Genomic DNA, 23959 nt, shown 5'->3' on the forward strand with positions numbered 1-23959 from the left:
GCCGCCGGCGTGGTGCCGGGCTCGATGCAGGCGCAGTCGTTGTCCGGGATGCGGTAGGCCGGCTTCATCCAGAAGCCTTCGTAGACCTGGTCCACCAGCATGATCTCCGACAGGTGCTTGACCCAGTAGGTGCCGTAGTAGCCCGGCACCACCAGGCGCACCGGGTAGCCGTTGAGCATCGGCAGCTCCGCGCCATTCATCTGATAGGCGATCATCACGTCGGGGTCCATCGCCTGGCCGATGTCCAGCGACTTGACGAAGTCCCCGCCGCCCAACAGCGCCGCGTCCAGCCCGTCGAAGGTGACCTGGCGTGCCGTGTTCTTCGGCTCGGCGCGGGCCAGCACGTCCTTCAGCGGCACGCCGACCCAGCGCGCATTGCCCATCGCGCCATTGGCCAGCTGGCCGCCGGTGACGCGCGGGTTGAACAGCCCGCGGCTGTTGCCCGAGCACTGGTTCACCGCCACCACCTCCACCGGCTTGAACTGCGTGCGCAGCTCGGCCACCGTGATCTCGAAGGGCTTGCCGGCGGCATTGCCGCCGATGCGGATGACGTGCTTGTCGCCGTCGACCGAGGTCGGGATGCCGGCATTGTGGTAACGCACGAAGAACGCGTCATTGGGCGTGATGAGGCCTTCGTTGAACACCTCGAACGGCGTTTCCAGCTGCGGCGGCCGCGAGGTCAGCACGATCATCGGCCGCTTCTCGGGGTAGCGGGCGATCAGGCGGTGGCCATTGGCCATCGGCAGGTCGACGGCGGCGGCCTGCGCCCAGGCGGCCGGGGCAAGGGCGCCGAGGCCGGCGCCGGCCAGCAGGCGGCGGCGCAGGGGGTCGGTGGGTGCGGACATGGCGATCTCCTGGTGAGGTGCCGGCAGTGCGGCTGCCGACCGGCGATCGCCATTGGAGCGCGCCGCGCGGCGCGGCGCATCAGGCAAACCCCAAGGGTGCGTGCGGCGTCGACGTTGCCATCGCAGGCTGGCGAGGCGATGCGCCGACCTCCGAAAGGAGCGGCCAGCGAGGGCACCGCGTGCCGGCCGCACGGCGGCTCCGTCGCCAAGGATGATGAAGACAGCCAGCAAGCCCCGGCGCAGCATCACCGCCAACGGATCGACAGGAGGGCTGCCATGCGTCAATGTCCGTGCCGCCTGCTCAGGTTTGCCGCGGCGCTTGTTGCCGGCGCGCTGTGCGGATGCGGTGCAACCGTGAAGGAGAACCACTACTTCGCGGCCTTCAAGGACCGGGCTGGCGAGGAGCGCGAGGCCGTCCAGTTCTACCGGCTGAGCGTCAAGGGCGACAGCCACTTCGCGAATGCGCGCTACCTCACGGGCTATTTCGACGAACGCGCGATTGCGCTGTTCTTCAACGAATTGAAGTCCTTCGGCAACGCCAGCGCCAGCAACACCCACAAGCTGTTCGACGATGGCGCCAAGCTGCCCGGTGCGGATGCGGACACCAAGCTCACGCCGCTGACGCCCACGCCCGAGAACGGGGCCTTCGTGCTCATCATGAGCACCAACGCCGATGCGATCGCCAGCACCATCGGCAGCTTCGCCGAATCGCAAGTGGTGGCCGATGCACTGACGCGCGTGCTGAACAAGGATCGCTTTCTCGCGAAGGCACAGAGCGATGGCAGGTTGACGACGCTGAAGGCTGAAGGAGCCGCCCTGGCAGCCCAGGTCGACGCGCAGGCGGCAGCCGCCTCGGCGGCGGCCAGCGGCAAGGCGGCCGCAGTGTCCTATCGCCGGGCGCTGACGGCCCTGGCGCGTGGTCTGGGCTATACCGGACCGGAGTTCGTGAGCACCAAGGGTGCGGCCGACTGGTTCGCCTTGGAGTCGGCCAGCAAGTCGGGAGGCGGGCAATGAGTCGAGGTCTTTCCAGGGCTGCCCTGTGCGGCCTGTGGCTGGTGCCGTGCGCGTGGCTGGCGGGCTGTGCCGAGTTGCACGTGCGGGTGGACGTGCTGGATCCGGAGTACGTGCGCCAGCAGATGGACGACGAGCGCTTGCGCAAGCTCCACCGCGAACTGCAGGCTGCCCGGGAGGGTGACCAGGCGGCAACCGTCGATCGACAGTTCAGCGAGTACAAGGCCCAGGTGCTGCAGCTTGCCCAGACCTATGAGAAGGCTGCGAGCGTTGCCACCGAAGCCGGCGTCAAAGCCGGCTACAAGGCGGCGGCCGCGGGGCTGACAAGTGCCATGAGCTCCGGCCGAATCCCGGCCGAGGTCCAAGCCAAGGGAACCGAACTCGAACTGCGGGCGCAGGCGATCCGGGAACTGAGCACCGCGTTGAAGTGGAACGGCTTCGGCACCATCCCGCGCGAGTTGCGCGAACAGCTCTCGGCATTCCTGAGCGCTGCCCAGCAGTTGCGGGTGCTGCAGCAGAACGAGGTGCGAGAGGCGATCCGATCGCGACAACGCCTGGCCGCGCTGGCGAAGGACGGCGCGGCGGCGGACGGCGGCGCGGCGGCGGCGCAGGCCGCGACACAGGAGCGCATCGTGCAGTCGGCCATCCGCAGCCCCGTGCAGGGCTCCGAGCTGGCGAGCACCGAGTACGCCTATGTGGTCGCGAGTGCGCCGGACCCGCTGTGGCAGAAGAACTTCAACTATGCGCTGGGCAAGGCCACCTTCGGCAACAGCGACATCGTCATCCGGCTGAACTCGACCGCGGACTTCTCCGTCAAGGGCATGATGTTCGATGCCTCCAAGGTGGCGCAGGTGGCGAGCAAGGTGCTGACGCAGTCCGTTCTGCTCGGCGCGCAAATGGCAGGGGTTCCCGTCGCGACGGCCGGCAGCAACACCCAGACCGGGGGCGATGCGCTGAGCAAGGCTTCGGCGGACCTGGTCAGTGTCGACGCCTCGCTGGCCCAGCGACAGGCCGCAATCGGCGGTCAACGCGGCGCACTGCGTTCGGCGGCGCAGACGATGCTGGGCGCGATGCCCGCGCTGGAGGGTGAACTGGCCGACAGGCCGGCGGCCGATCGCGCGTCGCTGCATGCGACCGTCGACAAGATGCTCACGGCGGTGAAACCCCTGATCACCATTCAAGACCTGCAGTGAAGGAGCGCACCATGACCAGCAAGCGCAAGACGGGCGGTTCCGGTTCACGCCCGGCATCGGCCGGGCCTGCGGGCGCATCGCCGGGCGCTGAGGTCTCGGCGGGAACCGTGGCCGGCTTCGACGCCGGCGACGTCGTCCAGCGGGTCTCGGCGGGCGTGCATGCTGCGGCCGGCGGGGTCGTCGCCGCCGGGACGGTGGGTACCGTCTGCCGGGTCGTCAACCCGGGGCGCAGCTACATGGTCCGCTGGGCCGACGTTCCCATCTGCGTGCTCGTGTTCCAGGACTCGATGCGGCCAGCGCCGGCTGGAACTCCGGGCCCGGCGTGCGAGGCCGACTGCTGATGGCGATCCGCGGAAGCGCTGCCGTCGTCTTCGGGCAAGCGGCCGCTCAGCCGGCGAGCAGCGCGCAGTAGCGCGCGATGTCGACATTGCCGCCGCTGATCAGCACCCCGATGCGCTGACCCTTGAACTGAGCGGCCATGCGCCGGGCTGCGGCGAAACCCAGGCAGCCGGTGGGCTCGACGACCAGCTTCATGCGCTCGGCCATGAAGCGCATCGCGTCCACCAGTTCGGCGTCGCTGGCGGTGAGGATGTCGTCCACGTCGCGCCGGATGATCGGGAAGGTGATGTTGCCCAGGTGCTGGGTCTGCGCCCCGTCGGCGATGGTCTTGGGCGTGTCGATGTGGACGATGTGGCCGCTGCGGAAGGACTGCTGGCCGTCGTTGCCGGCCTCGGGTTCGACGCCGTAGAGCTTGCAGTTCGGCGCCAGCGCGCGCGTGGCCAGCGCCGAGCCCGACAGCAGCCCGCCGCCGCCCAGGCAGACGAAGAACGCGTCGAGCGGGCCGACCGCCTCGAACAGCTCCTTCGCGGCGGTGCCCTGGCCGGCGATGACGTCCGGATGGTCGTAGGGCGGGATCAGCGTCAGCCCATGCCTGGCGGCCAGGTCGCGGCCGATCTGCTCCCGGTCCTCGGTGTAGCGGTCGTACAGCACCACCTCGCCGCCGTAGCCGCGGGTGGCGGCCACTTTCGCGGCGGGCGCGTCGTTGGGCATCACGATGGTGGCCGGGATGCCGAGCATGCGGGCCGACAGCGCGATGGCCTGCGCATGGTTGCCCGACGAGAAGGCCACCACGCCGGCGCGGCGCTGCTCGGGCGTGAACTTCGACAGCGCGTTGAACGCGCCGCGGAACTTGAACGCGCCCATGCGCTGCAGGTTCTCGCACTTGAAGAACAGCTCGGCGCCGAGCTGCTCGTTCGCGGTGCGCGAGGTCAGCACCGGGGTCTGGTGGGCATGGCCTTGCAGGCGGGCCGCGGCGGCCTGCACGTCGTCGTAGGTCGGGAGGTTCTGCATGCGCCGATTCTGCCGTGCCAAGGCGGCTGCGGCCATGCCCGCGGCCGCCTCAGCGCGGGCGGAAGTAGTCCTCGTCCAGTCCGTAGACCACGAAGTAAGCGGCCTTGCGCAGGCAGTCGCGGATGGCGGCTTCCATCGGCGTGTTGCGGTAGACATTCAGCGCGCCCGGCACGGCCAGCGGCCCGATCGGCAGCGCGCCGGCGATCGTGCCCTGGGCCGAGCGCGCCATGCCGGGGATGCGCTGCGCGGCCAGCACGCGCGACGTGCGCAGGTCCACCACCCGCAGGTCGATGGCGAGCTCCGACCACCGGATCGTGGTGCCGATGCCGATCCGCGCGCCCATGACCGGGGTCATGAAGTGCGAGCCGCCGGCCTCGGGCTCGAACTCGGTCAGCGCGCCCAGCACCAGCACGTCGGCGCGGTCGGGGCTGCCGGCGTCGCTGGCGCCGCCGCGCTCGACGACGATGACCTGCCCGGTTTCCTGCAGCGCGCTGACCAGCATCTCGCGCAGGCCGTCGCTGATCGCGGCGCTGGCCTGCGCGGCCTTGAGCTCGAAGGCGCCGACCGCGACCCGCGCCATGCGGCCATCGGAGCGGCCCGCCGCGGCCACGGGCGGCGCGCGCGGCTCGGCGGCCGGCGTGCCGGCTGCCGGGGCCAGCCGGGCCGCGCACACCGATGCAGGCACGCCCCACAGCTGCAGCGTGAGCTCCCGTGCGTTGCCGTCGCGCTGCAGCCGCAGCTGCACGTGGTCGCCGGGCAGGGCCTGGGCGGTCCAGCGGGCCAGGTCCTCGATGCGGTGCAGCGGCGTGTCGTCGGCCGCGATCAGCACGTCGCCGGTGCGCAGGCCGGCCGCTGCCGCCGGGCCTTGCGGATCGAGCGCGGCAATGCGCACGCCGCTGCCGGCGAACTGCGGGTCGGGCGTCACGCCGATCCAGCCGCCGCCGCAGACCGCCGCCGTGGCGTTCGTCAGCGCAAGCAGCACGACCAGCGCGGGCAGCGCGACGAGGCGGTGCATGTCACAGGCTGTAGGGCTCGCGCCGGGCCGGCGCCGAGGCCGGCGCGGCCGGGGCAGGGCGCTGCGGGGCGGCCCGCTCCGGCACGGCGAGGCCCGGGCCGCGCGCCGCTGCGCGATCGGCCAGCTGGCGCTCGAAGGCGCGGCGGAACTTCTCGCATTCGTCGTCGAGCTGGTCGGTGTAGGCGATGTTCTTCGAGACCGAGCAGGTGGCCTGCAGCTGCAGCGCGCCGGCAGCCGCGGGGCTGACGCGGGCGTCGATCGTCAGCGTCATCACGTCGGCGCCGAACGAGTCCTTGCCGTTGCGCTCGCCGATCACCTGGCCCAGCGCCTCGCTCTGCCGCGTGGCGAAGTAGCCGATCGATTGCATCGCGCGCGCGGCCAGGCGCATGCCCTCGACGACACCGATGCCCTGGCCGGAGGCCAGCACGGCGTTCAGGGCATACGGGCTGGCGCAGCCCGCCAGCACCAGCAGCAGGGCGGCCAGCGCGGCCGGCAGCGGCGCGGCGCGGGGCGAAAGGCAAGGGCGCATCGTCGGCTCCAGGGGGTTCAGCGGTGGCGGAAGTAGGCGGGCGGCACCGTCGCGGCCACGTAGGCCACGGCCTGCTCGATGCACGAGCGGATGGCCGCTTCCATCGGCGTGTTGGCATACATGCCCAGGCCGATCGGGATGCCGAGCCCGTGCACGCTCGGTTCGGCCGAGATCGCGGTCTGCGACGAGCGCGCGTCGCCGGCAATGCGCTGCGCGCCGAGCACGCGGCCGCTGGCCACGTCGACCACGCGCACGTCCAGCGCCATGTGCGCGGTCTTGGCGCTGCGGCTCAGGCCCAGCAGGCCCGGCAGGTTGATCTGGCCGGAGGAGCCCTTGGCCTCGCCTTCGAATTCGGTGACCGCGCCGTAGACGATGATCTCGGCCACGTCCATGCGCTGCTCGGCCACCGCAGCCCCTTCGCGCGCCATGCGCGAGCGCGATAGCGCCTGTTCGGCGGCCAGCCCTTGCAGGTCCATGCGCTCGACGACGGCAAACGGGCCGGCGTTGTAGAACGCGGTGACGAGCATCTCGCGCAGGCCGTCGCCGATGGCGCGGTTGGCCGTGGCCGCCTTGACCTGGAAGTCGCCGATCGACACCAGCGCCTTGTGGCCGGCCGGCACGGCGGCCGCCGCGGGGGCGCTGGTTGGCGGCGGTGCCGGCGCCGGCGCCGCCGCCAGCGCGCCCTCGGGCGTGCCCGGTTGCGCCGCGGGGAAGACCGTCAGCTCGCGCGCCCAGCCTTCGCGCCGCACGCCCAGGTGCAGCGGCTTGCCCGCCGGCCAGTCGGCCAGCAGCGCGGCCACCTGGGCGGCATCGGCCACCGGCCGCGCCTCGGCCAGCACGATCAGGTCGCCGGCGCGCAGCCCGGCCTGCGCGGCCGGCCCGCCAGCGGCGACGCCGGTCACCTCCGCGCCGGCCGTCGCCGCGCCATCGGCACCGGGCGCGGGGTCGGCCAGCTGCAGGCCGATCCACGGGCGCGCCACCGCGGGCGCTGCGGCCACCGTGGTGCCGAGCAGGCTCACGTCCTTTTCCCAGCCATCGCGCGCCACCCGTAGCAGCAGGCCGTTGCGCGCCTCGGGCATGCGGGCGATGGCGAGCAGTTCCTCGGCATTGCGCACCAGGAAGCCCTGGGCCTGCACGATGCGGTCGCCCGCGCGCAGGCCGGCCGCGGCCGCGGCGCTGCCAGGCTGAACCGATAGCACCTCGGCGGCGCGGCCGTCGGGCGCGTCGCGCCACTGCAGGCCCCAGCCCTGGGCCGCGGCCAGGCCGGCCAGCAGCGCGAGGGCGATGGCCGCGGCCATGCGCCGGGGCCAGGCCGGGCGGTTGCGGGAATTCGTCGCGATGTCCATCGGGCTCACCTGCATTCACATCGATGGCGTGCGCCGCCGAGCACCGCGACCCCGCGCCGCCCGTCCTGCGCGCAGCGGGCTTCGCAGGCCTGCTGGACCCAGAGGTCCTTCTGCGTGTCCAGCTGGCGCTGCGCCTCGCGCTGGCAGTCGGTGCCGCGTTGGGCCCGGCCGGGCTTGCCGTCGGCGAGGAACTGGCTCTGGCACTTGGCGATGGCCGCGGCAAAGGCCGCCAGGCCGGCGCTGACCTTGGGCTCGTAGCTCGGGTGCAGCGGGCACCAGGCGGTGTAGTCACCGAAGCTGCCGCCACAGCCCGGGCAATCCAGCGCGCAGCCCGAGTAGCCACCGCCGGAGCAGTTCTTCTGCAGGCAGGCGTCGGTGGTCTGCTTGCATTGCGCCTGCGTGCGCTGGCCCACCGGCAGGCAGGGCTGGCCGCTGCCCTTGGGCTCGTAGATGCCCGCCGGCACCGTGGGCGTGGTGGGGGGTGTCGGCGCGGTCGGCGTGGTGGGGGTTGGCGGTGCGCTGCACACCACTGCCTTGGCGCCGCTGGGGCCCGTGTAGGTCGGCCGCGTCGGCAGCGGGCCGGCGTAGAAGCCGCGCCGCACCAGCGCCACCGCGCTGCGGCCGGCGCTCTGCGCACCCAGCGCCTTGGTGCTGGCATCGATCATCGCCTCGGTGGCCTCGGCGCGCAGGCCGAAGAACTCGCCCGAGATCGTCTGCGTGCACGCGGCGCCGCGGTACTGGTACGAGATCACCGCCTCGTAGCCCCACCAGGCCCGGGTCTCGGCCGGTTCGGGGACCCCGGGCTTGACCGGTGTCACCGGGACCACGGGCGGAACGCCGCCGTCGGTCACCGGGCCCTTGTCCTTGTCTTTGTCCGGGTCGGTCCGGGTCTGCTGGCCCTGCTCGCGCAGGCGGCGCAACGCATCGAGCTCGGCCTTGAGTTCCCACTCGCGCGGAATGATCTGCTCGTTCTCGCGCGGGTCCTGGGCCGCGCGGGCGGCGCGCTGCGCGGCCTCGGTGCTGCGGCGCTGGGCTTCGGCGCGGTTCAGCGCCAGGGCCTGCTCGGCCGCCGCATCGCGGCCGGGATCAGCGGCGGCGCGGGCCGGCGCAGTCGTGGCGGCGGCGGGTGTCCCGGACGAGAACAGGCCGGCGATCGCACCGAGCAGCAGGCCCAGCCGATCGCGGTCCTCGGCCGCCCACAGCGGGCCGAGCAGGTCGTTCATATCGGCCAGCTGGTCGGCGGCCTCGCGGCTCAGGCTGCGCAGCCCGGCGGCCAGCACGATGCCGGGCTGGCTCGCGCGCAGCGCCTGCATCTGGCGCAGCTCGACCTGGGCCAGGTTCTTCAGCGCCAGCGCCTCGTCCAGCACCAGCGGCAGGCCCTGTCGCATGGATTCCTTGACCAGCGCGCCCTGGTTGTCGACGAAGGCCTGGAGCCGCACGATGCGCCGGTCCATCGCCACCGCGGCCTCGCGCAGGCGCTGCGGATCTTCGAAGGCATAGCCCACCGTGTGCCGCGCGCGCTTGATGATGGCGGTCAGGCCCATCAGGCTTTGCGCGGTGTCGACGCCGAGGTCGGTGTTGGCCTCGAAGCGGTCCACGATGTCGTAGGCCTTCAGGCCCCACGGGCCCTGGAACTGCTCGCGCGGGAACACCCGACGCAGTTCGGCCACCGCGGCCTTCACCGTGCCCTTGATGCCGCCGCCGATGGCGTCCTGCGCAATCGCCACCGGCACCGCCATCACCCCCGCGGCGCCGCCCATCACCGCGCCGGAGCCCATGCCGATCAGTCCGCCGGGGCTGCCCAGCGCGGTGCCGCCGAGGGTGCTGATGACCGGCATCGACAGGTAGATGTAGCGGTTCTGGTAGACATCGCGCAGCGTGTGGTAGCCGACGCGCAGCATGCCGCGCTCGATAACGTTCAAAGAGCGCGTCGCCGGCGAGCTTGGCGAGGGTTCGTACAGCGCCACCGGCCGCAGCATGGCCGCCGGCGCCTGCACGATGTACTCGCGCTGGCGCTGCAGCCGCGGCTCGGCGCCGGCCAGGCCCGTCAGCCAGTAGGTCTGGCCGTCGAACTCGGTGGCCAGCTGCAGCTCGGCGCCACCGCCCCGCGCCAGCCAGGACAGCTCGAGCGCCTGGCCCAGCTGCAGCAGGGCGGCCAGCCGGTCGGCGGTGGGCAGTGCCGCGTCAGCGGCCCGCGCCAGTGCCGGGGCGGCGGCGCGCAGTGCGGCGGCCTGGTCGAACAGCCGCGTCCAGCCCTGCAGGCCGGTGGCCGCTTCGCGCCAGCGCGCGCCGGCCGCCGCCGCCATGGCCGCGCCGACGACCAGGTCGGTGCGGGCCTCCTCGTGCAGCGCACGCAGCTGGCGCTCGGCCGCCGCGTCCTCGCGCGCCTGGGCCTGGGCGGCATCCACCAGGCCCAGCGCCAGGCGGCCGATGTCGTCCTGCGGCGCGGCCGCCGGGCGCGTGGCGGCCAAGGCCTCGAGCGCAGCGGCGCGGCCCTGGCCGGCCTGAGCGGCGATCTCCCGCAAGGTGCCGAAGGCCGCTGCTTCAGCCTGGCCCAGGCGGTCCCACTCGGCGTGCCAGCGCGCCCAGCGTTCGTCGATGGCCTGCAAGGTCTCCAGGTCGCGGTGCCAGCGCGACGCGGCGTCGCCCAGCCGCGGCTCCGGCGTGCCGTGCGGGGCCGGGTCGAGCAGCAGCGCCAGCGTCAGCTGCCGCAGCCGGTCTTCGAGCTCGACCAGGACTTCGATGGCGACGGCGAACTGCTCGGTGGCCAGCGCGCCCGAGTCCGCGCGGGCCGAGGCGATGTCGCCGGCGGCGGTGGTCAGCGTGGCCACCTGCTGCCAGGCTGCGCGGGCCTCGTCATGCCACGTGGCGCGCAGCTGGCGTTGCGCGGCGCTCGCGGCCAGGTAGCCGGCCTCGTCCCACAGGCGGTCGCGCTCCGCGGCCAGCGCGCGCAGGGCGGGCAGTGTCGCCGCGCGTGCGGCCAGCCCGCGGCGCAGTGCGCCGACAGCGGCGGGCAGGCGCGCCAGCAGCGTGCTGCGCGCTGCGTCGGCGCTGCTGCCGGGGGCCGGCAGCGCGAGCAGGCCGTCGCCGTCGATGCTGCCGGCCAGGTGCGCTGCGGCGCGCAGCTGGGTCTCGGCGCTGGTGGCCAGCGCCGCGGCCGCTGCGCGCCGCAACCGGCCAGCGGGCGTGCCGTCGGCAGCGGCGCCCGCCTGCAGCGCCTGCTCGGCCTGGCGCTGGCCGGCCGCCGCTGCCAGCAGCCGGTCGGCCAGCGCCAGGTCCTGCAGCTGGCGCTCGGCCTGTGCCTGGGCGCGGCTGGCGGCCCAGGCGCTGGCCGCTGTCTCGTAGGCCGCGGCCACCTGGCGCCGGCGTTCGCGCAAGGGCGCCAGCGCGGCCAGCGCCGCGGGGTCGAGCTGCAGCCTGGCGCGGGACGCGCGGGCCAGCATCAGCGCATGCTGGCGGTCGAGCGCGAGCCTGATCTCGCGCTGTGCGCGCTCGGCCAGGTCCGACACATCGCGCAGCGCCGCGAGCCGCGCCTGGAAGTGGCCCCCGTCGTCGCCGGCGGGCGGGGGTGTGCGTTCGAGCACGCGGTAGTCCTGCTGCTTGGCCGCGAGCAGCGGCAGTGCGCCCAGGCGCAGCGCGGCTTCCTGCTGGCGCGCCGCGGGCGGCAGCAGCGTCGCCGGTAGTGCGCTGACCAGGGCCTCCCAGATCGGCAGCTCGGCGGCGTCCAGCTGTTCCAGCTGCGCGGCCTGGTCCAGCATTGGCTCGCGCAGCGCCGCTGCCGGCTGCGCGCGGGCGGCGCCGGCGGTGACGAAGAGCGCGGCCACTGCGCACAGGCCTGCCGTGACGCACAGCGCGATCCGTCCGCAGGCGGCCCGCGCCGATGCGGCGTGTGCTCGCGCGGCCAGGTGCCAAGGCCGGCGCGCCGGCCCCGTCATGCGATCGAACCGCGCGCGCTGCATGGCTGCAAGGTAGCCGCGCACGACGCGGCACGGAATGACGACGCTCAACGGGACTGCATGCGGGCCGTGCCCCGCCCTGCGTCGCGCGGCACCGCGCCGGCGGTCAGCGGCCGAGGGCCTGCTTCACCCAGCTGACGATCTCGGCCGCCGGCATCGCGCCGCTGCGCCGTGCGATCTCGCGCCCGCGGTGGAACAGCGCCATCGTCGGGATGCTGCGGATCTGGTGGCGCGCGGCGGTCTGCGGCGCGGCTTCGGTGTCGAGCTTGGCGAAGCGCACCTGCGGCAACTGGGCGGCCGCGGCTTCGAACTGCGGCGCCATCATGCGGCAGGGCCCGCACCAGGCGGCCCAGTAGTCCACCAGCACCGGCAACTCGGTGCCTTCGACGAAGGGGCCGAAGCTGCGGTCATCCAGCGCCACCGGCTTCGATGCCATCAGCGCGCTGCCGCAGCGGCCGCACACAGGCTGGTCGCCAAGGCGTTCATCGGGCACGCGGTTCCGGGTGCCGCAATCGGGACAGACGAGTTGCATGGTCGCAGGGGCCTCCGGGGCCGGGGTTCAGGCGCCGGGCTTGACGCCCAGCTTGCGCAGGATGATTTCCAGCGGGCACCAGCGCGTGAGCGCGCTTTGCAGCAGGTTGACGCCGACGAAGGCGGTGAAGGCCAGCCACCACTGGCTGACGAACAGCGGGCTGCCCGGGATGCCCAGGGCCAGCGACAACAGCACCATGCTACCGGCGAACAGGCGGACGATTTGCCAGGATGTCATGAAAGTCTCCTTCAACGATGCGGACATGAGGGTGGGGGGATGGAGCACAAGAGGTTTCTTCGTTTATTATTTAGCTGATTAGTTAAAAACGCAAGTGACTACATGGCTAGCCTTTCAAACACCGGCCGGATCGGGCATGATGCGGTTCCCTCATCCACCCCCGCGCCCACGATGGAAGGTCTGCCGCCCGAAGCGATGACACAGGTCGCCGCCTATTTCCAGGCGCTCTCCGAGCCCACGCGCCTGCAGATCCTGAACCTGCTGCGCAGCGGCGAGCGCAACGTGGGCGAGCTGGCGCAGGCCTGCGGCTTCACCTCGGCCAATGTGTCACGGCACCTGTCGGTGCTGATGCAGCAGGGCCTGGTCGCGCGCGAAGGGCGCGGCACCTCGGTGTACTACCGCATTGCCGACGAGTCGGTGTACGCGCTGTGCGACCTGGTGTGCGGCAGCATCGCGCGGCAGTTCGAGCGCAGCGCCGAAGACCGCAAGGTCTTCCTGCGCGGCGCGGCCGCTCAGCGTGGCGCCAGCGGCGCGAAGGTCTCGGCCGCGAAGTCGACGAAGGCCCGCACCCGCGCCGCCAGCTGAAGCCGCGGCGGCACCACCGCGTACAGGTCGGCCTCGGGCGTTTCCCACTGCGGCAGCACCGGCACCAGCCGGCCCTGCGCCAGGTGGCGCTGGATGTCCCACTCGGCCCGCATCAGGATGCCGTGGCCGGCCAGGGCCCAGTTGACCGCGATCTCGCCGTCGTTGGTGGCCAGGTTGCCGCGCGTCTTCACCGTCTCGGTGCGGCGGCGTGCGCCCTTTCCGGTGGACAGCCGCCAGGTGCCGTAGGCCTCGTCGCCCTGGCGGATGCCGATGCACTGGTGCCGCGCCAGATCGGCCGGCGTGGCCGGTTGACCGTGGCGCGCCAGGTAGGCCGGCGCAGCGCACAGCAGCCGGCGGTTCGGTGCCAGCCGGCGCGCGATGATGCGCGCGTCCGGCGGCGCGCCGAAGCGGATGCACACATCGAAGGCATCGTCGGTCAGCGGCGGCGGGTTCACCGACAGCTGCAGCTGCACCTCCACCTCCGGATGCCGGCGCACGAAGCGCGAGATCAGCGGCGCCACATGGCTGCGGCCGAAGCCCAGCGTGGCGTTCACCCGCAGCAGGCCGCGCGGCAGCTGCTTCGATCGCGTCAGCAGCTGGTCCAGCTCCTCGATGTCGCCCAGGATGCGGCGCGCGCGCTCGACCACCGCATCGCCCTCCGGTGTCAGGCTCATGCGGCGCGTGCTGCGGTTGACCAGCAGCACGCCGGTGCGCTGCTCGATGCCCGCCAGGCGCTTGCTGACCGCGGCCTTCGACAGGCCCAGCTCGCGCGCGGTGGCGCTCAGGCTGCCGCTGCCGGCCAGCGCCACCAGAAAGCCCAGTTCGGCGGGTTGGATGCCGGTGCCCATGTGCTGCCTCCAGTGTTCACTTCAGGTTGACGATGGATTCACTTTAGCCGCGATCGGCGCGGGGCTGGCGGCCTACAGTGGCGCCGTCACCACCACGGCCCGCAGTGCCAGGAACCATCGCATGAAGACCTATCGCATCGCCACCATCCCGGGGGACGGTATCGGCAAGGAAGTGGTGCCCGCGGGCCGGCAGGTGCTGCAGGCGGCGGCCGCCGCGGACGGCGGTTTCGCGTTCGCGTTCCAGGACTTCGGCTGGGGCGGCGACTGGTACCGCGCCCATGGCGAGATGATGCCGGCCGACGGCCTGGACGCCTTGCGCGGGCAGGACGCCATCCTGTTCGGCTCGGCCGGCGACCCGGACATTCCGGACCACATCACGCTGTGGGGCCTGCGGCTGAAGATCTGCCAGGGCTTCGACCAGTACGCCAACGTGCGGCCCACGCGCATCCTGCCCGGCGTGGACGCGCCGCTGAAGCGCTGCCGCCCCGAGGACCTGGACTGGGTGATCGTGCGCGAGAACTCCGAGGGCGAATACGCCGGCGTCGGCGGCCGCGCGCACCAGGGCCAGCCGATCGAGGTGGCCACCGATGTCTCGATCATGACCCGCGCCGGTGTCGAGCGCATCATCCGCTACGCGTTCCGGCTGGCGCAGTCGCGGCCGCGCAAGCAGCTGACCGTGGTGACCAAGAGCAATGCCCAGCGCCATGCGATGGTCATGTGGGACGAGATCGCCCGCGAGGTGGCGGCCGGCTTCCCCGACGTGCGCTGGGACAAGGAGCTGGTCGACGCGATGACCGCGCGCATGGTCAATCGCCCGGCCAGCATCGACACCGTGGTGGCCACCAACCTGCATGCCGACATCCTGAGCGACCTGGCCGCGGCACTGGCCGGCAGCCTGGGCATCGCGCCGACCGGCAACATCGATCCGGAGCGCCGCTACCCGTCGATGTTCGAACCGATCCACGGCTCGGCCTTCGACATCATGGGCCAGGGCCTGGCCAATCCGCTGGGCACCTTCTGGAGCTGCGTGATGCTGCTGGAGCACCTGGGCGAGCCGAAGGCCGCGCAGCGGCTGATGCAGGCCATCGAGCGGGTCACCGCCACGCCCGCGCTGCACACCCGCGACCTGGGCGGCCAGGCGCGCACGGCGGACGTGACGCAAGCGGTGTGCCGGCAACTGGCCGCGGCGGACCGCTGACATGCGGCCGCTGCGCATCGCGGCCTGCGCCGCCTTCATCGCCACGCTGGGCCTGCAGGCCGGCGCCGCCCGGGCCCAGACTTGGCCCGCCAAGCCAGTGACCCTGGTGGTGCCCTTCGCCGCCGGCGGGACCACCGACGTGCTGGCCCGCTCGCTGGCCGACCGGCTCGGCCAGGCGCTGGGCCAGCCGGTGATCGTCGAGAGCAAGCCCGGCGCCGGCGCGACGCTGGGCGCCGACTACGTGGCCAAGGCCAGGCCCGACGGCTACACCTTGCTGGTCGGCGCGGTGCACCACACCATTGCCAGCAGCGTCTACCGCAAGCTGCCCTACGACCTGCAGAAGGACTTCGTGCCGCTGACGACGATTGCGCTGGTGCCCAATGTCCTCGTCGTCAATGCTTCCACGCCGGTGCGCAACGTGGCCGAGCTGGTGGCGTTGGCCAAGGCCGCGAAGCAGCCGCTGACCTTCGGCTCCAATGGCAACGGCACCGCGCAGCACCTGATCGGCACGCAGTTCGAGCAGCTGGCCGGCATCCCGCTGCTGCACATCCCGTACAAGGGCAGCGGGCCGCTGACGACGGATCTGCTCGGCGGCCAGGTGACCATGAGCTTCGACACCGTGACGCCGGTGCTGCAACAGATCCGCGCCGGCAAGCTGCGCGCACTGGCGGTGACGACGGCCCGGCGCTCGTCGGCCCTGCCCGAGGTGCCGACCCTGGCCGAAGCCGGCTACAAGGGCTTCGACATCGGCACCTGGTTCGGCGTGCTGGCGCCTGCGGCGACGCCGAAGGAAATCACCGCGCGCCTGTCCACCGAGATGCAGCGCATCATCCAGTCGCCCGAGTTCAGGAAGCGCATGGACGAGATCGGCGCCGAGCCGATCGGCAATACCTCCGAACAGATGGCGCGCCAGATCAAGGACGAGACCGAGAAGTTCGCCAGGCTGGTGAAGGACGCGAAGGTCACGCTGGAGTGAGGCAGGCGCGCAGTGCGGCGCTGATGCGCAGCAACTCGTCGTGGGCCTGCAGCGCCAGCGTGCTCAGCCCGGACCCGGCTTCGGGGTCGAGTGCGTGGCGCTCGATCACCAGCAGCCGTTCGGCCAGGTCGAGCGCGCCGATCGTCGTGCAGGCGCCGCGGATCGAGTGGCAGGTGGCCTGCAGTGCCTGCGGGCTGGCCGGCGAGATCAGCTGCCGCGGCTCGGGCCGGCCCGGCGCGTAGCCTTCGACGAAGCGACGCAATACCTTGGCGAGCAGCGGGCCGCGGTCGCCGAAGGTGGGCAGCGTCGATGCGATGTCCAGCCCCGGGATGGCGCCCAGCGCCCGCAGCAGCCCGTCGCCTTCGTCGGCCGGCGCGCGGGCGGCGGGGTCAGACTGCGGCGGCCGGGGCCGTGCCGGCAGCCAGCGCAACAGCCGGGCGTGCAGTTCTGCCGGCTCCACCGGCTTGCCCAGGTGGTCGTTCATGCCGGCCTCCAGGCAGGCGGCGCGGTCCTCGTCGAAGGCATTGGCGGTCATCGCGATGATCGGCAGCTGCGTGCCGCAGCGCGCGCGGATGTCGCGCGTCGCGCTCAGGCCGTCCATCTCGGGCATCTGCACGTCCATCAGCACCAGGTCGTGCTGGCCGTGGGTGGCCTTGTCGACTGCCTCCAGGCCATTGGCAGCGATGTCGACCTGCAGGCCCAGCGACCCCAGCAACTCGGCGGCGACTTCCTGGTTGATCGGGTTGTCTTCGGCCAGCAGCACCTTGCGGCCGGCCGCGATGCGGCGCAGTTCGGCCATCAGCGCGGGCGCGTCGGCCGGGTGCGCCAGCGCGGGCTCGGCCAGCTCCTGGCCGCGCAGGGCGGCCACCAAGGTGTCGTGCAGGGTCGAAGCGGTGGCCGGCTTGGCAATCACCGGGCAGGACAGCGCGGCCGCCTGCAAGGCAGTGCGTGCGGCGTCGTCGCCGAAGGCGGTGATCAGGATCGACGGCGGCATGCCCGCGCCGAGCAGGCGGCGCAAGCCGACCAGGGTCTCGATGCCATCGAGCCCGGCCATCTGCCAATCCACCATCATCAGGTCGAAGGGATGGCCATCGACCAACGCCTGCTCGGCGTGGCGCAGCGCGGCTGCGCCGTCGCGCTCGGTCTCGACCTGCAGGCCGAGCTGGCGCAACTGGTCGCCCAGGGCCTGCAGCGATTCGTCGAGGTCGTCGACCAGCAGCAGGCGCAGCCCGCGCAGCTTGAGCGAGGTGTCAGCCACCGGCTGCGGCGCGGCGCGGCCCAGCCTGGCGGTGAACCAGAAGGTGCTGCCCTGGCCGACCTGGCTGTCGACGCCGGCATCGCCGCCCATCATGCGCGCCAGGTGCCGCGTCAGGGCCAGGCCCAGGCCCGTGCCGCCGTAGCGCCGGGTGGTGGAGCTGTCGGCCTGCTCGAAGGCCTCGAACAGGTGTTGCTGGCGCTCCGGTGCAATGCCGATGCCGGTGTCGCTGACGGCGAATCGCAGCAGCAGGCCATCGCCCGCCTCGGCCAGCAGCTTGGCGCTCAGGCGGACCCAGCCGTGCTCGGTGAACTTCACCGCGTTGGACAGCAGGTTGATCAGCGCCTGGGCCAGGTGCTTGGGGTCGCCGCGCAGGCGCGCGGGCAGGTGGTCGGTGTCGAGCACCAGTTCCAGGCCCTTGTGGGCTGCGGTTTCGGCGACCACCGTCATCACGCGGCTCATCAGGTCGTCGCGGGTGAACTCCACGGATTCGAGCGTCAGCTTGCCGGCCTCGATCTTCGACAGGTCGAGGATGTCGTTGATGACCTGCAGCAGGTGGCGCGCGGCGATGTCCACCTTGCCCAGCCGTGTGCGTTGCAGCGCATCGGCCGAATCGCGCGCCATCAGGTGCGTGAGCCCGAGGATCGCATTCATCGGCGTGCGGATCTCGTGGCTCATGTTGGCCAGGAAGGCGCTCTTCGCGCGCGTGGCGGCCTCGGCCTCGTCGGCGCGGCGCAAGAGCTCGTCCTGCATCGCCGCGATCTGCCGTTCGCGGGCGCGGCGCTCGCTGTTGTCGACCATCGTCGCGCGGTTGCCCACATGGCGGCCCTGGCCGTCGCGCACCATCACGGCGCTGATCAGCACCGGCAGCAGGCTGCCGTCGCCGCGCACGATCTCGTAGTCCAGGTCGCGCGCGGCGCCGGTGCGCTGGAACTCGGCATAGCGCTCGCGGAACAGCGCCTGGCTGGCCGGTGACAGGAAGCGCGCGATCGGCTGGCCGATGACCTCGTCGCGGGTGCGGCCCAGCATCGCCAGCTCGGTGGCATTGATCGCGACGACGGCGCCGTCCGGCGCCAGCGAGTGGTAGCCGCAGGGCGCGTTGTCGTAGAGGTCGGAGATGGCCTCGGCACGCTCGGCCAGCGTCGTGTTGGCCGCTTCCAGCGCCGCGGTGCGCTGCGCCACCAGCTGCTCCAGCGCCTGCTGCTGCTGCTCCAGCGTGCGGCGGGCCTGCACCTGCGGCGTGATGTCGACCAGCATCGCGATGAAGTGCGGCCGGCCGGCGATCTCGACCCGGCAGGCCGAGAACGAGACCTCCAGCGTCTCGCCCGAGCGGCGCCGCAGTTGGCGTTCCGCGGTCGGCAGGCGGCCCTGGCGGCGCAGCAGCTCGTGGGCCCGCTCGCGGAAGGCGTCGTCGGGCCAGAGCCCGAACTCGGCGCTGGTGCGGCCGACGACATCGGCCCGCTGGTGGCCCGTCAGCGCCTCGAAGGCCGCATTGACCTCGGCGAAGCGGCCATCCTCCAGGCTGCCTACCACCATGGCCACCGGCGCGGTGTCGAACAGCATCGCGAAGCGGTCGCGGGCCTCGCGCACATCGCGCTCGGCGCGCTGCTGCTCGCTGAGGTCCTCGGTCGAGAGGATCACGCCGCCGACCTCGCCCTGCTCGTCGGTCCAGGGCTGCAGCACCCAGCGCAGCCACAGCTCGGTGCCATCGGCGCGCTGCCAGTGGTCGTTGTCGTCGCGCAGCGTCTCGCCGGCCAGCGCGCGCTGGTGCAGCGTCTTGCAGGCATCCGGCAGGTCGGGCAGCACCGCGTAGTGGTTGCGGCCGACCAGGTCGGCATGGCCCTCGCCGAAGCGCTGCAGCCACATGCGGCTGGTGGCCAGGTAGTTCATCTGGCGATCGAACATCGCGATGCAGTGCGGCGCCTGCTGCACCAGCGCGGCCAGCTGGGCACGCGAACGGCGCAGCGCCTCGTCGGCCTGGCGGCGCGCGGTGATGTCGCGGTGCAGGCCCAGCATGCCCTGCAGCTCGCCACGGTCGTTGGTGATGCGGATGCCGGTCGATTCACACCAGAATTCGCTGCCGTCGCGGCGCCGGTAGCGCACCTCGAAGGATTCGCGGCGTCCCGCCATCGCGCTGGCGAAGCGGGTTTCGCCGATGGCGGAGAAGTCGGCCGCGTCGGCATACAGGAATTCGGTGCGGCGGCCGAGCACCTCTTCCGCTGCATAGCCGAACAGCTCGGTGAAGGCCGGGTTGGCCAGGCGGATGTGCCGTTGCGCGTCGGTCAGGATCATCGCGTCCGGCAGGCCGTTGAACATCGCGCGGAAGGTGGCTTCGCTGGCCTGAAGCGCCTGCAGTGCGGTCTCGCGCCCGGTCTGCACCGAATGCAGCGCTTCGCGCGCGGCCGTGATTTCGGCGATCGGCAGCGGCGCGGCCGCCGGCGCGGCCGCCGCCGTCGCGGGTTGGGCCAGCGTGCCCACGGCGCGGGCGAGCCGGCGTCCCCCATGCGCCCCGACCAGGCGCCCCATCAGCACGGCGCCGATCAGCGCCGAGGCCAGCAGCGCGCTCGCCACCAGGATCGGCTCCAGCCGGCTGCGGGCGGTGACATCGACCACCACGGTCCACGGTGCGGTCGCCAAGGCTTCGGTGTGGCGGGCGCCGCCTTCTGGGCCTGGATCGGCGCCGACGTTGCCGACGATCAGCGAGCGCGTGCTGTCCATCAGGCCCAGGTGCCAACCCGCGGGCACCTGGAGCGTGCGCATCAGCTGGGCGAAGTGCTCCACCCCCACCGAGGTGAGCAGCACGCGCGGGGCCCGCCCCGGGCGCAGCACCGGCACCGCCACCGCGACCAGCGGCTTGCCGATGATGGGGCCCAACACGAGGTCGCCCACCGCCGGCTTGCCGCTGGCCAGCGCAGCTGGCGCGGCCGCGCGCCCGGCAGGCTTGGGCAGCGGCGGCAACGGGCTGCCGAAGGGTCGGCCCGTGTGCAGCAGCATCTGCCCCTGCGCGTCGGCCAGGATCAGGTCATTGCCGAACTCCTCCCGGAAGGACAGGGCGCGGTGGTGGAAGTCCGCCAATCGCCCTTCGTCCAGCAGGGGCGACTGTGTCAGCAGCTTCAGCGCGGAGATGCGGCCGCGCAGTGTGTCGTCCACCGCCACCGCGACCTGCGTGGCGAGCCTGCCGGCCGCCCGGTCGTCGGCGGCACGCAGGCGGCGCACGCCATCGACGCCCAGCAGCAGCGCCAGCAGCAGCAGCGGCAGCATCGAGAGCCAGATCAGGCGCCGCAGGTAGCGTGCCAGCGACGGGCCGCGCGGCCGCGCGAGGTGCGGCCCATGTGCTGGGACGTCGGATGCCGGCATTGCGCCGTCGGACTTGCTGGCCATGGCGGCTTGGGGTTGGTTGCAGATCTTGGGCCGCAAGGTGCCACAGCCCCCCGGCGCGCGGCCTGACAAAGATCAATTCACGCCAATTGAAATGCTAGAAATTGCAGTCCATATCATATGATGTTTGGTGAACTTTTGAACGCTGCCCGGGCGCCCGTGTCCGAGCTGCTGCTGCGCCAGGCCGGCAGCGTGAGCCTGGACGCGATGCAGGGCAATCCGTTCCAGCCGGACCTGCAGTTCCGCGGCTTCACCGCGTCGCCATTGCCGGGCACGCCGCAGGGCCTGTCGGTCTGCCTCGACGGTGTGCGCTTGAACCAGCCACCTCGGTGCAGGGGCTGGGCGGCTCGTTCGGCCGCGCGGCAACGCGAACGGGCAGCACCAGCCCGATGGCCTGTACCGCACCGGCGCGGGCCGCAGTGCCGGCTATGCGCTGCTGAACCTGGGGCTGGATGTCGAGCCGGCGCCGCGCGGGGCCGGCCAGGGCGCCAACGGCGCCGGTACGAGACGCCCGCTGCTCAGGGCGCGGTGCTCTTGAGCAGCGACAGGCTCAGCGTCTGCGGCGTGCCCAGCACGGCCACCGGGTTGAGGCCGGCGCCGCGCATCGGCAGCGAGAGGAACTCGCTGACCGCCTGGCTGCTGCCGTCGCTGCCGGTCACGGTCTCGGGGATGCGGTGCGTGTAGCCCTCGCGGTAGCGGTTGATCTCGAGCCGCTCCGGGCGTGTCGCGCCGGTGGGGCTGATCAGGCTGTCGCGGCGGAAGGTTCCGGTCGTCGCGTCCGTGGCCACCACCGTGTGCCGGGTCTGGGTCATCTGCGCGGCCGCGGTGTCCGCGGTGGACACGGTGAGCTGCCAGAACTCCTGCACGCGTCCCAGCTCGGGCAGCTCGCTGCGTCGCGCCAGCGTCGAGAAGGCCAGCCGGCCGCCCAGCACCATCATCAGCTCGCCGCTGCCGCTGCGGTAGGCCGCCAGCCGGCCGGTGCTGCCGTCGCCGCGGTTGGTGACCAGGAAGCCACCGCCCGCGTCCACGCTCAGACGGATGTCGGGGATCTGCGTGCCCGTGCCGCTGATGCAATCGGCGGCCAGCTTGCCGGCGTCCTTGCCGCAGTAGGTCAGCTCGGTCAACCGGCCGCTGGCGTCGTAGGTGGAGGTGGCCGAGTGCAGGTAGCCCGCGGCCGCGGCCTGCGGGTCGAGCCCGGTGCTCAAGGCGTTCCAGCGGCCGGCCAGGTCGGCCAGGCCCAGGGTCTGCGCCGGCATCCCGATCACCGCCCGCGTGGCGCTGCCAATCGGCACGGTGCCGAGCAGCACGCCAGCGTCCGACACCGCGAGCTCCAGGCCGCCCTGCTGGTAGTGGCACTTGCCGGCGGCGGTCAGTGCCAGGTTCGGCTCCACCAGCTTCAGCGCGGTCGCATCGAGGGTCAGGGTCAGCAGCGGATTGGCGACGTCGCTGGTGGCGAACAGGTACTTGCCGCTGCGCAGCGCGCTGCAGTTCGGCGCCGCGGGGGCGAGCAGCAGTTCGGGCGGCAGGCTGGGCGTGCCCGCGGCCTTGGCGGCCGCGGTGGTGCGGGCGATGGCGTCCTCGAGCGTGGCCTGCGTCAGGCTGCCGCTCAATTTGGCAGCCAGCTGCACCAGCAGCTTGCCCTGCGCCGAGCCGTTCGCGCCGTGGGACAGGATGCCGTTGAAGATGTCGCCACCGGGCGTGAAGTCGAGGCCCGCCGTGCGCAGCGTGGACACCACCGAGGTCGCGGCGGCGGCCACCGCCGCCGGCGCCAGGCGGTCGGCCTGGGCGGCCGAGAAGCCCTCGTAGAACGCCGACGGCGCGCCGCCGGCGAGGTAGGCCACTGCCAGGCTCGTCATCGGCGTGATGTGGACGTTGTAGGAGCCGCCGAAGGCGCCCACGACGCTGGCGATCACCGAGTACAGCACCTGGCCGTCGGTTGCCGTGGCCCGCACCAGGCAGGGCAGGGCGTCGGCCGCGAAGAACTTGGTGTAGCGACCGGCGGCGTCCGTGGTCCCGCTGGTCACCGTCCCTTTGGCGCAGCGAAAGTCCACGCGCGCAGCGTCCCACGCGCTGGCGGCGCCGACGCGGCCGTAGGCGCAGGCCTGGTCGGTGGCCTGGCAGTAGTAGTCATTCGCCGCGCCCAGGCTCGTCAGCGTGCCGCCGGTGAAGGGGCCCAGGCCATAGACGACGCCGTCACCCTCGCCAATGCCGAGGTAGTTGCCGGTGCTGGCGTAGTAGCGCACCGTGTAGCGCTGGCCGCCGCTGTCGATGGTCTGGTTCGCGGGCCCGGCCGGGAACAGCGTCGGGTAGGCACGCTCGGCATAGCTGAAGAGCTGGGCCGGCTGGTACAGCAGCTGCACCGCCGCCAGCGCCTGCCGCCGCGGCTGCGCCGGCGTGTCGGCAGACTGACCGCCCCCGCACGACACCAGCGCAGTGGTGGTGATGATGATGGTGACGAATCGGCTGAGGATCCCCATGGCGGCGCCTGCTCCTTTGCGGCGCATGCTACGGGATGTGCGGGGTACCCCCGCTCGGGCCGGGGGCGATTGCGCGGCGCTGCGCGGCACGTGCTGCGCGCCCGACGCGCCGTGACATGGGCTGTCGGGAGTCAGGCCACCGGCTCTGCGACGCCGGGGCGACGCGCTCTCAGTTCGGCACGCAGTGCGCTGGGGGAGGCGCCCCAATAGCTTCGAATGGCGTGGGACAGCGCACTGGGCTCCGCATAGCCCAACCTGTCGCACAGGCTGGACAAGGGCAGCGCCGCATTGGCCAACAGGCGCAAGGCCTCGTTCATGCGCGCAGCCTCGGCCTGCTGCCGGAAGTTGGTGCCCGCCGCCGACAGGCGGCGCTGCAGCGTGCGGGTGCTCATGCCGAGCGCGCGGGCCACCTGCGCGCAGTCCACCGCGCCCAGGCCCTGGGCCATCAAGGCGGCCTGGACGTGATCGACCAGGCTCTCTGCATGGCCCTGGGATCGCAGCATCTCGTCGGCACGCGCCTGGGCGATCTGCAGCAAATGCGGATCGGCGGCCAGGAAAGGCCGGTCCAGCGCCGCGTGATCGAACTCGAAGCAGGCCTGCGCGGCGCCCAACACGACCTGACAGCCGAAGGCCGCTTCGTAGGCGGAACGCAGCCGCAGGTCAGGCGCCGGGAGGGCGACCCGTCGGGGCCTGACACCTGGCGGTGCGCAGTGCCTCAGCAGCGACAGGTAGCCGGCGAACACGCTGTCGATCTGGCTGGCATGCATCGCCACCGGACAGGGCGTGACCTGATAGTCCACGCGCAGGCCATCGGGCAACGGCCTGGCCCGCAGGCGGCCGGAGTTGCTGACCAGCGACTGGTAGCGAATGCTCAAGGCCAGCGCCTGGCGCAGGCTGGCGCTCTGCATCACCAGCAGGGCCACGACATTCATCGCCTGCAGGGGCAGGGCACCGCCCACCTTCAAGCCCAGCAAGGGATCGCCGGACTGCTCGGCCGCCTGTTGCCAGAGTCGGCGTGCCACCACGAGGTTGAGCTGGCGCGTCGGCGCGCGCCGGCAGGCATCCTGAAGCCAGGTGCCATCGCCCAGGCCACTCTGGCCGATGCCCTGCGACGCCAATTGCTCCAGCACGCCCACCAGCCAGGTGCCGATCACGGTCTGGGCGTGGGTCATGGACCGAACGCTAGGGGGCACGGCGCGGGCACGTCAAGATGTGCAGTCCCGGATGG

The 23959-nt window shown here is 72.4% G+C and carries 18 protein-coding genes; 6 read left to right on the top strand and 12 right to left on the bottom strand.

The window, feature by feature from the left end; all coding sequences use genetic code 11:
• The coding region (locus tag ACILR4_RS07085) for a molybdopterin-dependent oxidoreductase (protein ID WP_395700138.1) at positions 1 to 845 on the bottom strand (845 nt) is incomplete at its 3' end.
• Between the two features lie 138 nt (positions 846 to 983).
• Here ACILR4_RS07085 and ACILR4_RS07090 point away from each other — a divergent pair.
• From ACILR4_RS07090 to ACILR4_RS07100, 3 genes are read left to right on the top strand one after another with little or no spacing between them, the layout of a single operon-like run.
• Positions 984 to 1859: a hypothetical protein gene (locus ACILR4_RS07090; RefSeq protein ID WP_395700139.1), complete on the top strand. Its 876-nt coding sequence runs from the start codon at positions 984 to 986 to the stop codon at positions 1857 to 1859.
• Positions 1856 to 3049: a hypothetical protein gene (locus ACILR4_RS07095; RefSeq protein WP_395700140.1), complete on the top strand. Its 1194-nt coding sequence runs from the start codon at positions 1856 to 1858 to the stop codon at positions 3047 to 3049. Before ACILR4_RS07090 ends, ACILR4_RS07095 begins: the two co-directional genes overlap by 4 nt.
• Positions 3050 to 3060: 11 nt before the next feature.
• Entirely contained in the window at positions 3061 to 3390 is a 330-nt protein-coding gene (locus ACILR4_RS07100) for a hypothetical protein (protein WP_395700141.1), read from the top strand.
• 46 nt (positions 3391 to 3436) lie between these two features.
• On the opposite strand, the gene ACILR4_RS07105 is transcribed toward ACILR4_RS07100, so the two are convergent.
• The 7 genes from ACILR4_RS07105 to ACILR4_RS07135 form a co-directional block, all read right to left on the bottom strand.
• Complete coding sequence (locus tag ACILR4_RS07105; protein ID WP_395700142.1) at positions 3437 to 4399, bottom strand: threo-3-hydroxy-L-aspartate ammonia-lyase; 963 nt, start codon at positions 4397 to 4399, stop codon at positions 3437 to 3439.
• Between the two features lie 49 nt (positions 4400 to 4448).
• Positions 4449 to 5414, bottom strand: a complete 966-nt coding sequence (locus ACILR4_RS07110; protein WP_395700143.1) for a CsgG/HfaB family protein — start codon at positions 5412 to 5414, stop codon at positions 4449 to 4451.
• A gap of 1 nt (position 5415) precedes the next feature.
• The gene (locus ACILR4_RS07115) at positions 5416 to 5943 is read right to left on the bottom strand and encodes a hypothetical protein (RefSeq protein WP_395700144.1); all 528 of its coding nucleotides are present in this window, start codon (positions 5941 to 5943) and stop codon (positions 5416 to 5418) included.
• A gap of 17 nt (positions 5944 to 5960) precedes the next feature.
• Complete coding sequence (locus tag ACILR4_RS07120) at positions 5961 to 7289, bottom strand: CsgG/HfaB family protein (protein WP_395700145.1); 1329 nt, start codon at positions 7287 to 7289, stop codon at positions 5961 to 5963.
• Positions 7290 to 7294: 5 nt separating this feature from the next.
• Complete coding sequence (locus ACILR4_RS07125; protein ID WP_395700146.1) at positions 7295 to 11113, bottom strand: hypothetical protein; 3819 nt, start codon at positions 11111 to 11113, stop codon at positions 7295 to 7297.
• Between the two features lie 238 nt (positions 11114 to 11351).
• Positions 11352 to 11777 (bottom strand): thioredoxin TrxC, encoded by a 426-nt coding sequence (trxC, locus tag ACILR4_RS07130; RefSeq protein WP_395700147.1) that lies wholly within the window; start codon positions 11775 to 11777, stop codon positions 11352 to 11354.
• 27 nt (positions 11778 to 11804) lie between these two features.
• Positions 11805 to 12014: a DUF2892 domain-containing protein gene (locus ACILR4_RS07135; protein ID WP_395700148.1), complete on the bottom strand. Its 210-nt coding sequence runs from the start codon at positions 12012 to 12014 to the stop codon at positions 11805 to 11807.
• A 171-nt stretch (positions 12015 to 12185) separates the two neighbouring features.
• Here ACILR4_RS07135 and ACILR4_RS07140 point away from each other — a divergent pair, with 171 nt between their 5' ends.
• Positions 12186 to 12599, top strand: a complete 414-nt coding sequence (locus ACILR4_RS07140; protein WP_395700149.1) for an ArsR/SmtB family transcription factor — start codon at positions 12186 to 12188, stop codon at positions 12597 to 12599.
• Here the strand turns inward: ACILR4_RS07140 and ACILR4_RS07145 are convergent.
• Positions 12527 to 13447 carry a LysR substrate-binding domain-containing protein gene (locus ACILR4_RS07145; RefSeq protein ID WP_395700150.1) on the bottom strand — a complete coding sequence of 307 codons (921 nt, stop codon included), beginning with the start codon at positions 13445 to 13447 and terminating at the stop codon, positions 12527 to 12529. The two genes, ACILR4_RS07140 and ACILR4_RS07145, sit on opposite strands and share 73 nt — an antisense overlap.
• A gap of 121 nt (positions 13448 to 13568) precedes the next feature.
• On the opposite strand from ACILR4_RS07145, the gene ACILR4_RS07150 reads away from it, so the two are divergent.
• Together ACILR4_RS07150 and ACILR4_RS07155 are read left to right on the top strand one after the other, a co-directional pair.
• Entirely contained in the window at positions 13569 to 14645 is a 1077-nt protein-coding gene (locus ACILR4_RS07150) for a tartrate dehydrogenase (RefSeq protein WP_395700151.1), read from the top strand.
• Position 14646: 1 nt separating this feature from the next.
• Positions 14647 to 15621 carry a Bug family tripartite tricarboxylate transporter substrate binding protein gene (locus tag ACILR4_RS07155; RefSeq protein WP_395700152.1) on the top strand — a complete coding sequence of 325 codons (975 nt, stop codon included), beginning with the start codon at positions 14647 to 14649 and terminating at the stop codon, positions 15619 to 15621.
• Here the strand turns inward: ACILR4_RS07155 and ACILR4_RS07160 are convergent.
• The 3 genes from ACILR4_RS07160 to ACILR4_RS07170 all read right to left on the bottom strand — a co-directional run bounded on the left by ACILR4_RS07160 (position 15608) and on the right by ACILR4_RS07170 (position 23903).
• A complete protein-coding gene (locus ACILR4_RS07160; protein WP_395700153.1) occupies positions 15608 to 20257 on the bottom strand; it encodes a PAS domain S-box protein in 4650 nt (1549 codons plus the stop codon). The genes ACILR4_RS07155 and ACILR4_RS07160 overlap by 14 nt on opposite strands.
• 515 nt (positions 20258 to 20772) lie before the next feature.
• Positions 20773 to 22731: a hypothetical protein gene (locus ACILR4_RS07165; protein ID WP_395700154.1), complete on the bottom strand. Its 1959-nt coding sequence runs from the start codon at positions 22729 to 22731 to the stop codon at positions 20773 to 20775.
• A 131-nt stretch (positions 22732 to 22862) separates the two neighbouring features.
• Positions 22863 to 23903 carry an AraC family transcriptional regulator gene (locus ACILR4_RS07170; protein WP_395700155.1) on the bottom strand — a complete coding sequence of 347 codons (1041 nt, stop codon included), beginning with the start codon at positions 23901 to 23903 and terminating at the stop codon, positions 22863 to 22865.
• Between the last annotated feature and the right edge of the window lie 56 nt (positions 23904 to 23959).

The organism is Aquabacterium sp. (genome assembly GCF_044226965.1).
Classification (GTDB): Bacteria; Pseudomonadota; Gammaproteobacteria; order Burkholderiales; family Burkholderiaceae_C; genus Pseudaquabacterium.

Coding starts and splice junctions, on each gene's coding strand:
- ACILR4_RS07170 (WP_395700155.1), bottom strand. CDS start 23,903: ATGACCCACGCCCAGACCGTGATCGGCACCTGGCTGGTGGGCGTGCTG.
- ACILR4_RS07160 (WP_395700153.1), bottom strand. CDS start 20,257: ATGGCCAGCAAGTCCGACGGCGCAATGCCGGCATCCGACGTCCCAGCA.
- ACILR4_RS07115 (WP_395700144.1), bottom strand. CDS start 5,943: ATGCGCCCTTGCCTTTCGCCCCGCGCCGCGCCGCTGCCGGCCGCGCTG.
- ACILR4_RS07100 (WP_395700141.1), top strand. CDS start 3,061: ATGACCAGCAAGCGCAAGACGGGCGGTTCCGGTTCACGCCCGGCATCG.
- ACILR4_RS07105 (WP_395700142.1), bottom strand. CDS start 4,399: ATGCAGAACCTCCCGACCTACGACGACGTGCAGGCCGCCGCGGCCCGC.
- ACILR4_RS07135 (WP_395700148.1), bottom strand. CDS start 12,014: ATGACATCCTGGCAAATCGTCCGCCTGTTCGCCGGTAGCATGGTGCTG.
- ACILR4_RS07165 (WP_395700154.1), bottom strand. CDS start 22,731: ATGGGGATCCTCAGCCGATTCGTCACCATCATCATCACCACCACTGCG.
- ACILR4_RS07095 (WP_395700140.1), top strand. CDS start 1,856: ATGAGTCGAGGTCTTTCCAGGGCTGCCCTGTGCGGCCTGTGGCTGGTG.
- ACILR4_RS07140 (WP_395700149.1), top strand. CDS start 12,186: ATGGAAGGTCTGCCGCCCGAAGCGATGACACAGGTCGCCGCCTATTTC.
- ACILR4_RS07145 (WP_395700150.1), bottom strand. CDS start 13,447: ATGGGCACCGGCATCCAACCCGCCGAACTGGGCTTTCTGGTGGCGCTG.
- ACILR4_RS07090 (WP_395700139.1), top strand. CDS start 984: ATGCGCCGACCTCCGAAAGGAGCGGCCAGCGAGGGCACCGCGTGCCGG.
- ACILR4_RS07155 (WP_395700152.1), top strand. CDS start 14,647: ATGCGGCCGCTGCGCATCGCGGCCTGCGCCGCCTTCATCGCCACGCTG.
- ACILR4_RS07120 (WP_395700145.1), bottom strand. CDS start 7,289: ATGGACATCGCGACGAATTCCCGCAACCGCCCGGCCTGGCCCCGGCGC.
- ACILR4_RS07150 (WP_395700151.1), top strand. CDS start 13,569: ATGAAGACCTATCGCATCGCCACCATCCCGGGGGACGGTATCGGCAAG.
- ACILR4_RS07110 (WP_395700143.1), bottom strand. CDS start 5,414: ATGCACCGCCTCGTCGCGCTGCCCGCGCTGGTCGTGCTGCTTGCGCTG.
- trxC (WP_395700147.1), bottom strand. CDS start 11,777: ATGCAACTCGTCTGTCCCGATTGCGGCACCCGGAACCGCGTGCCCGAT.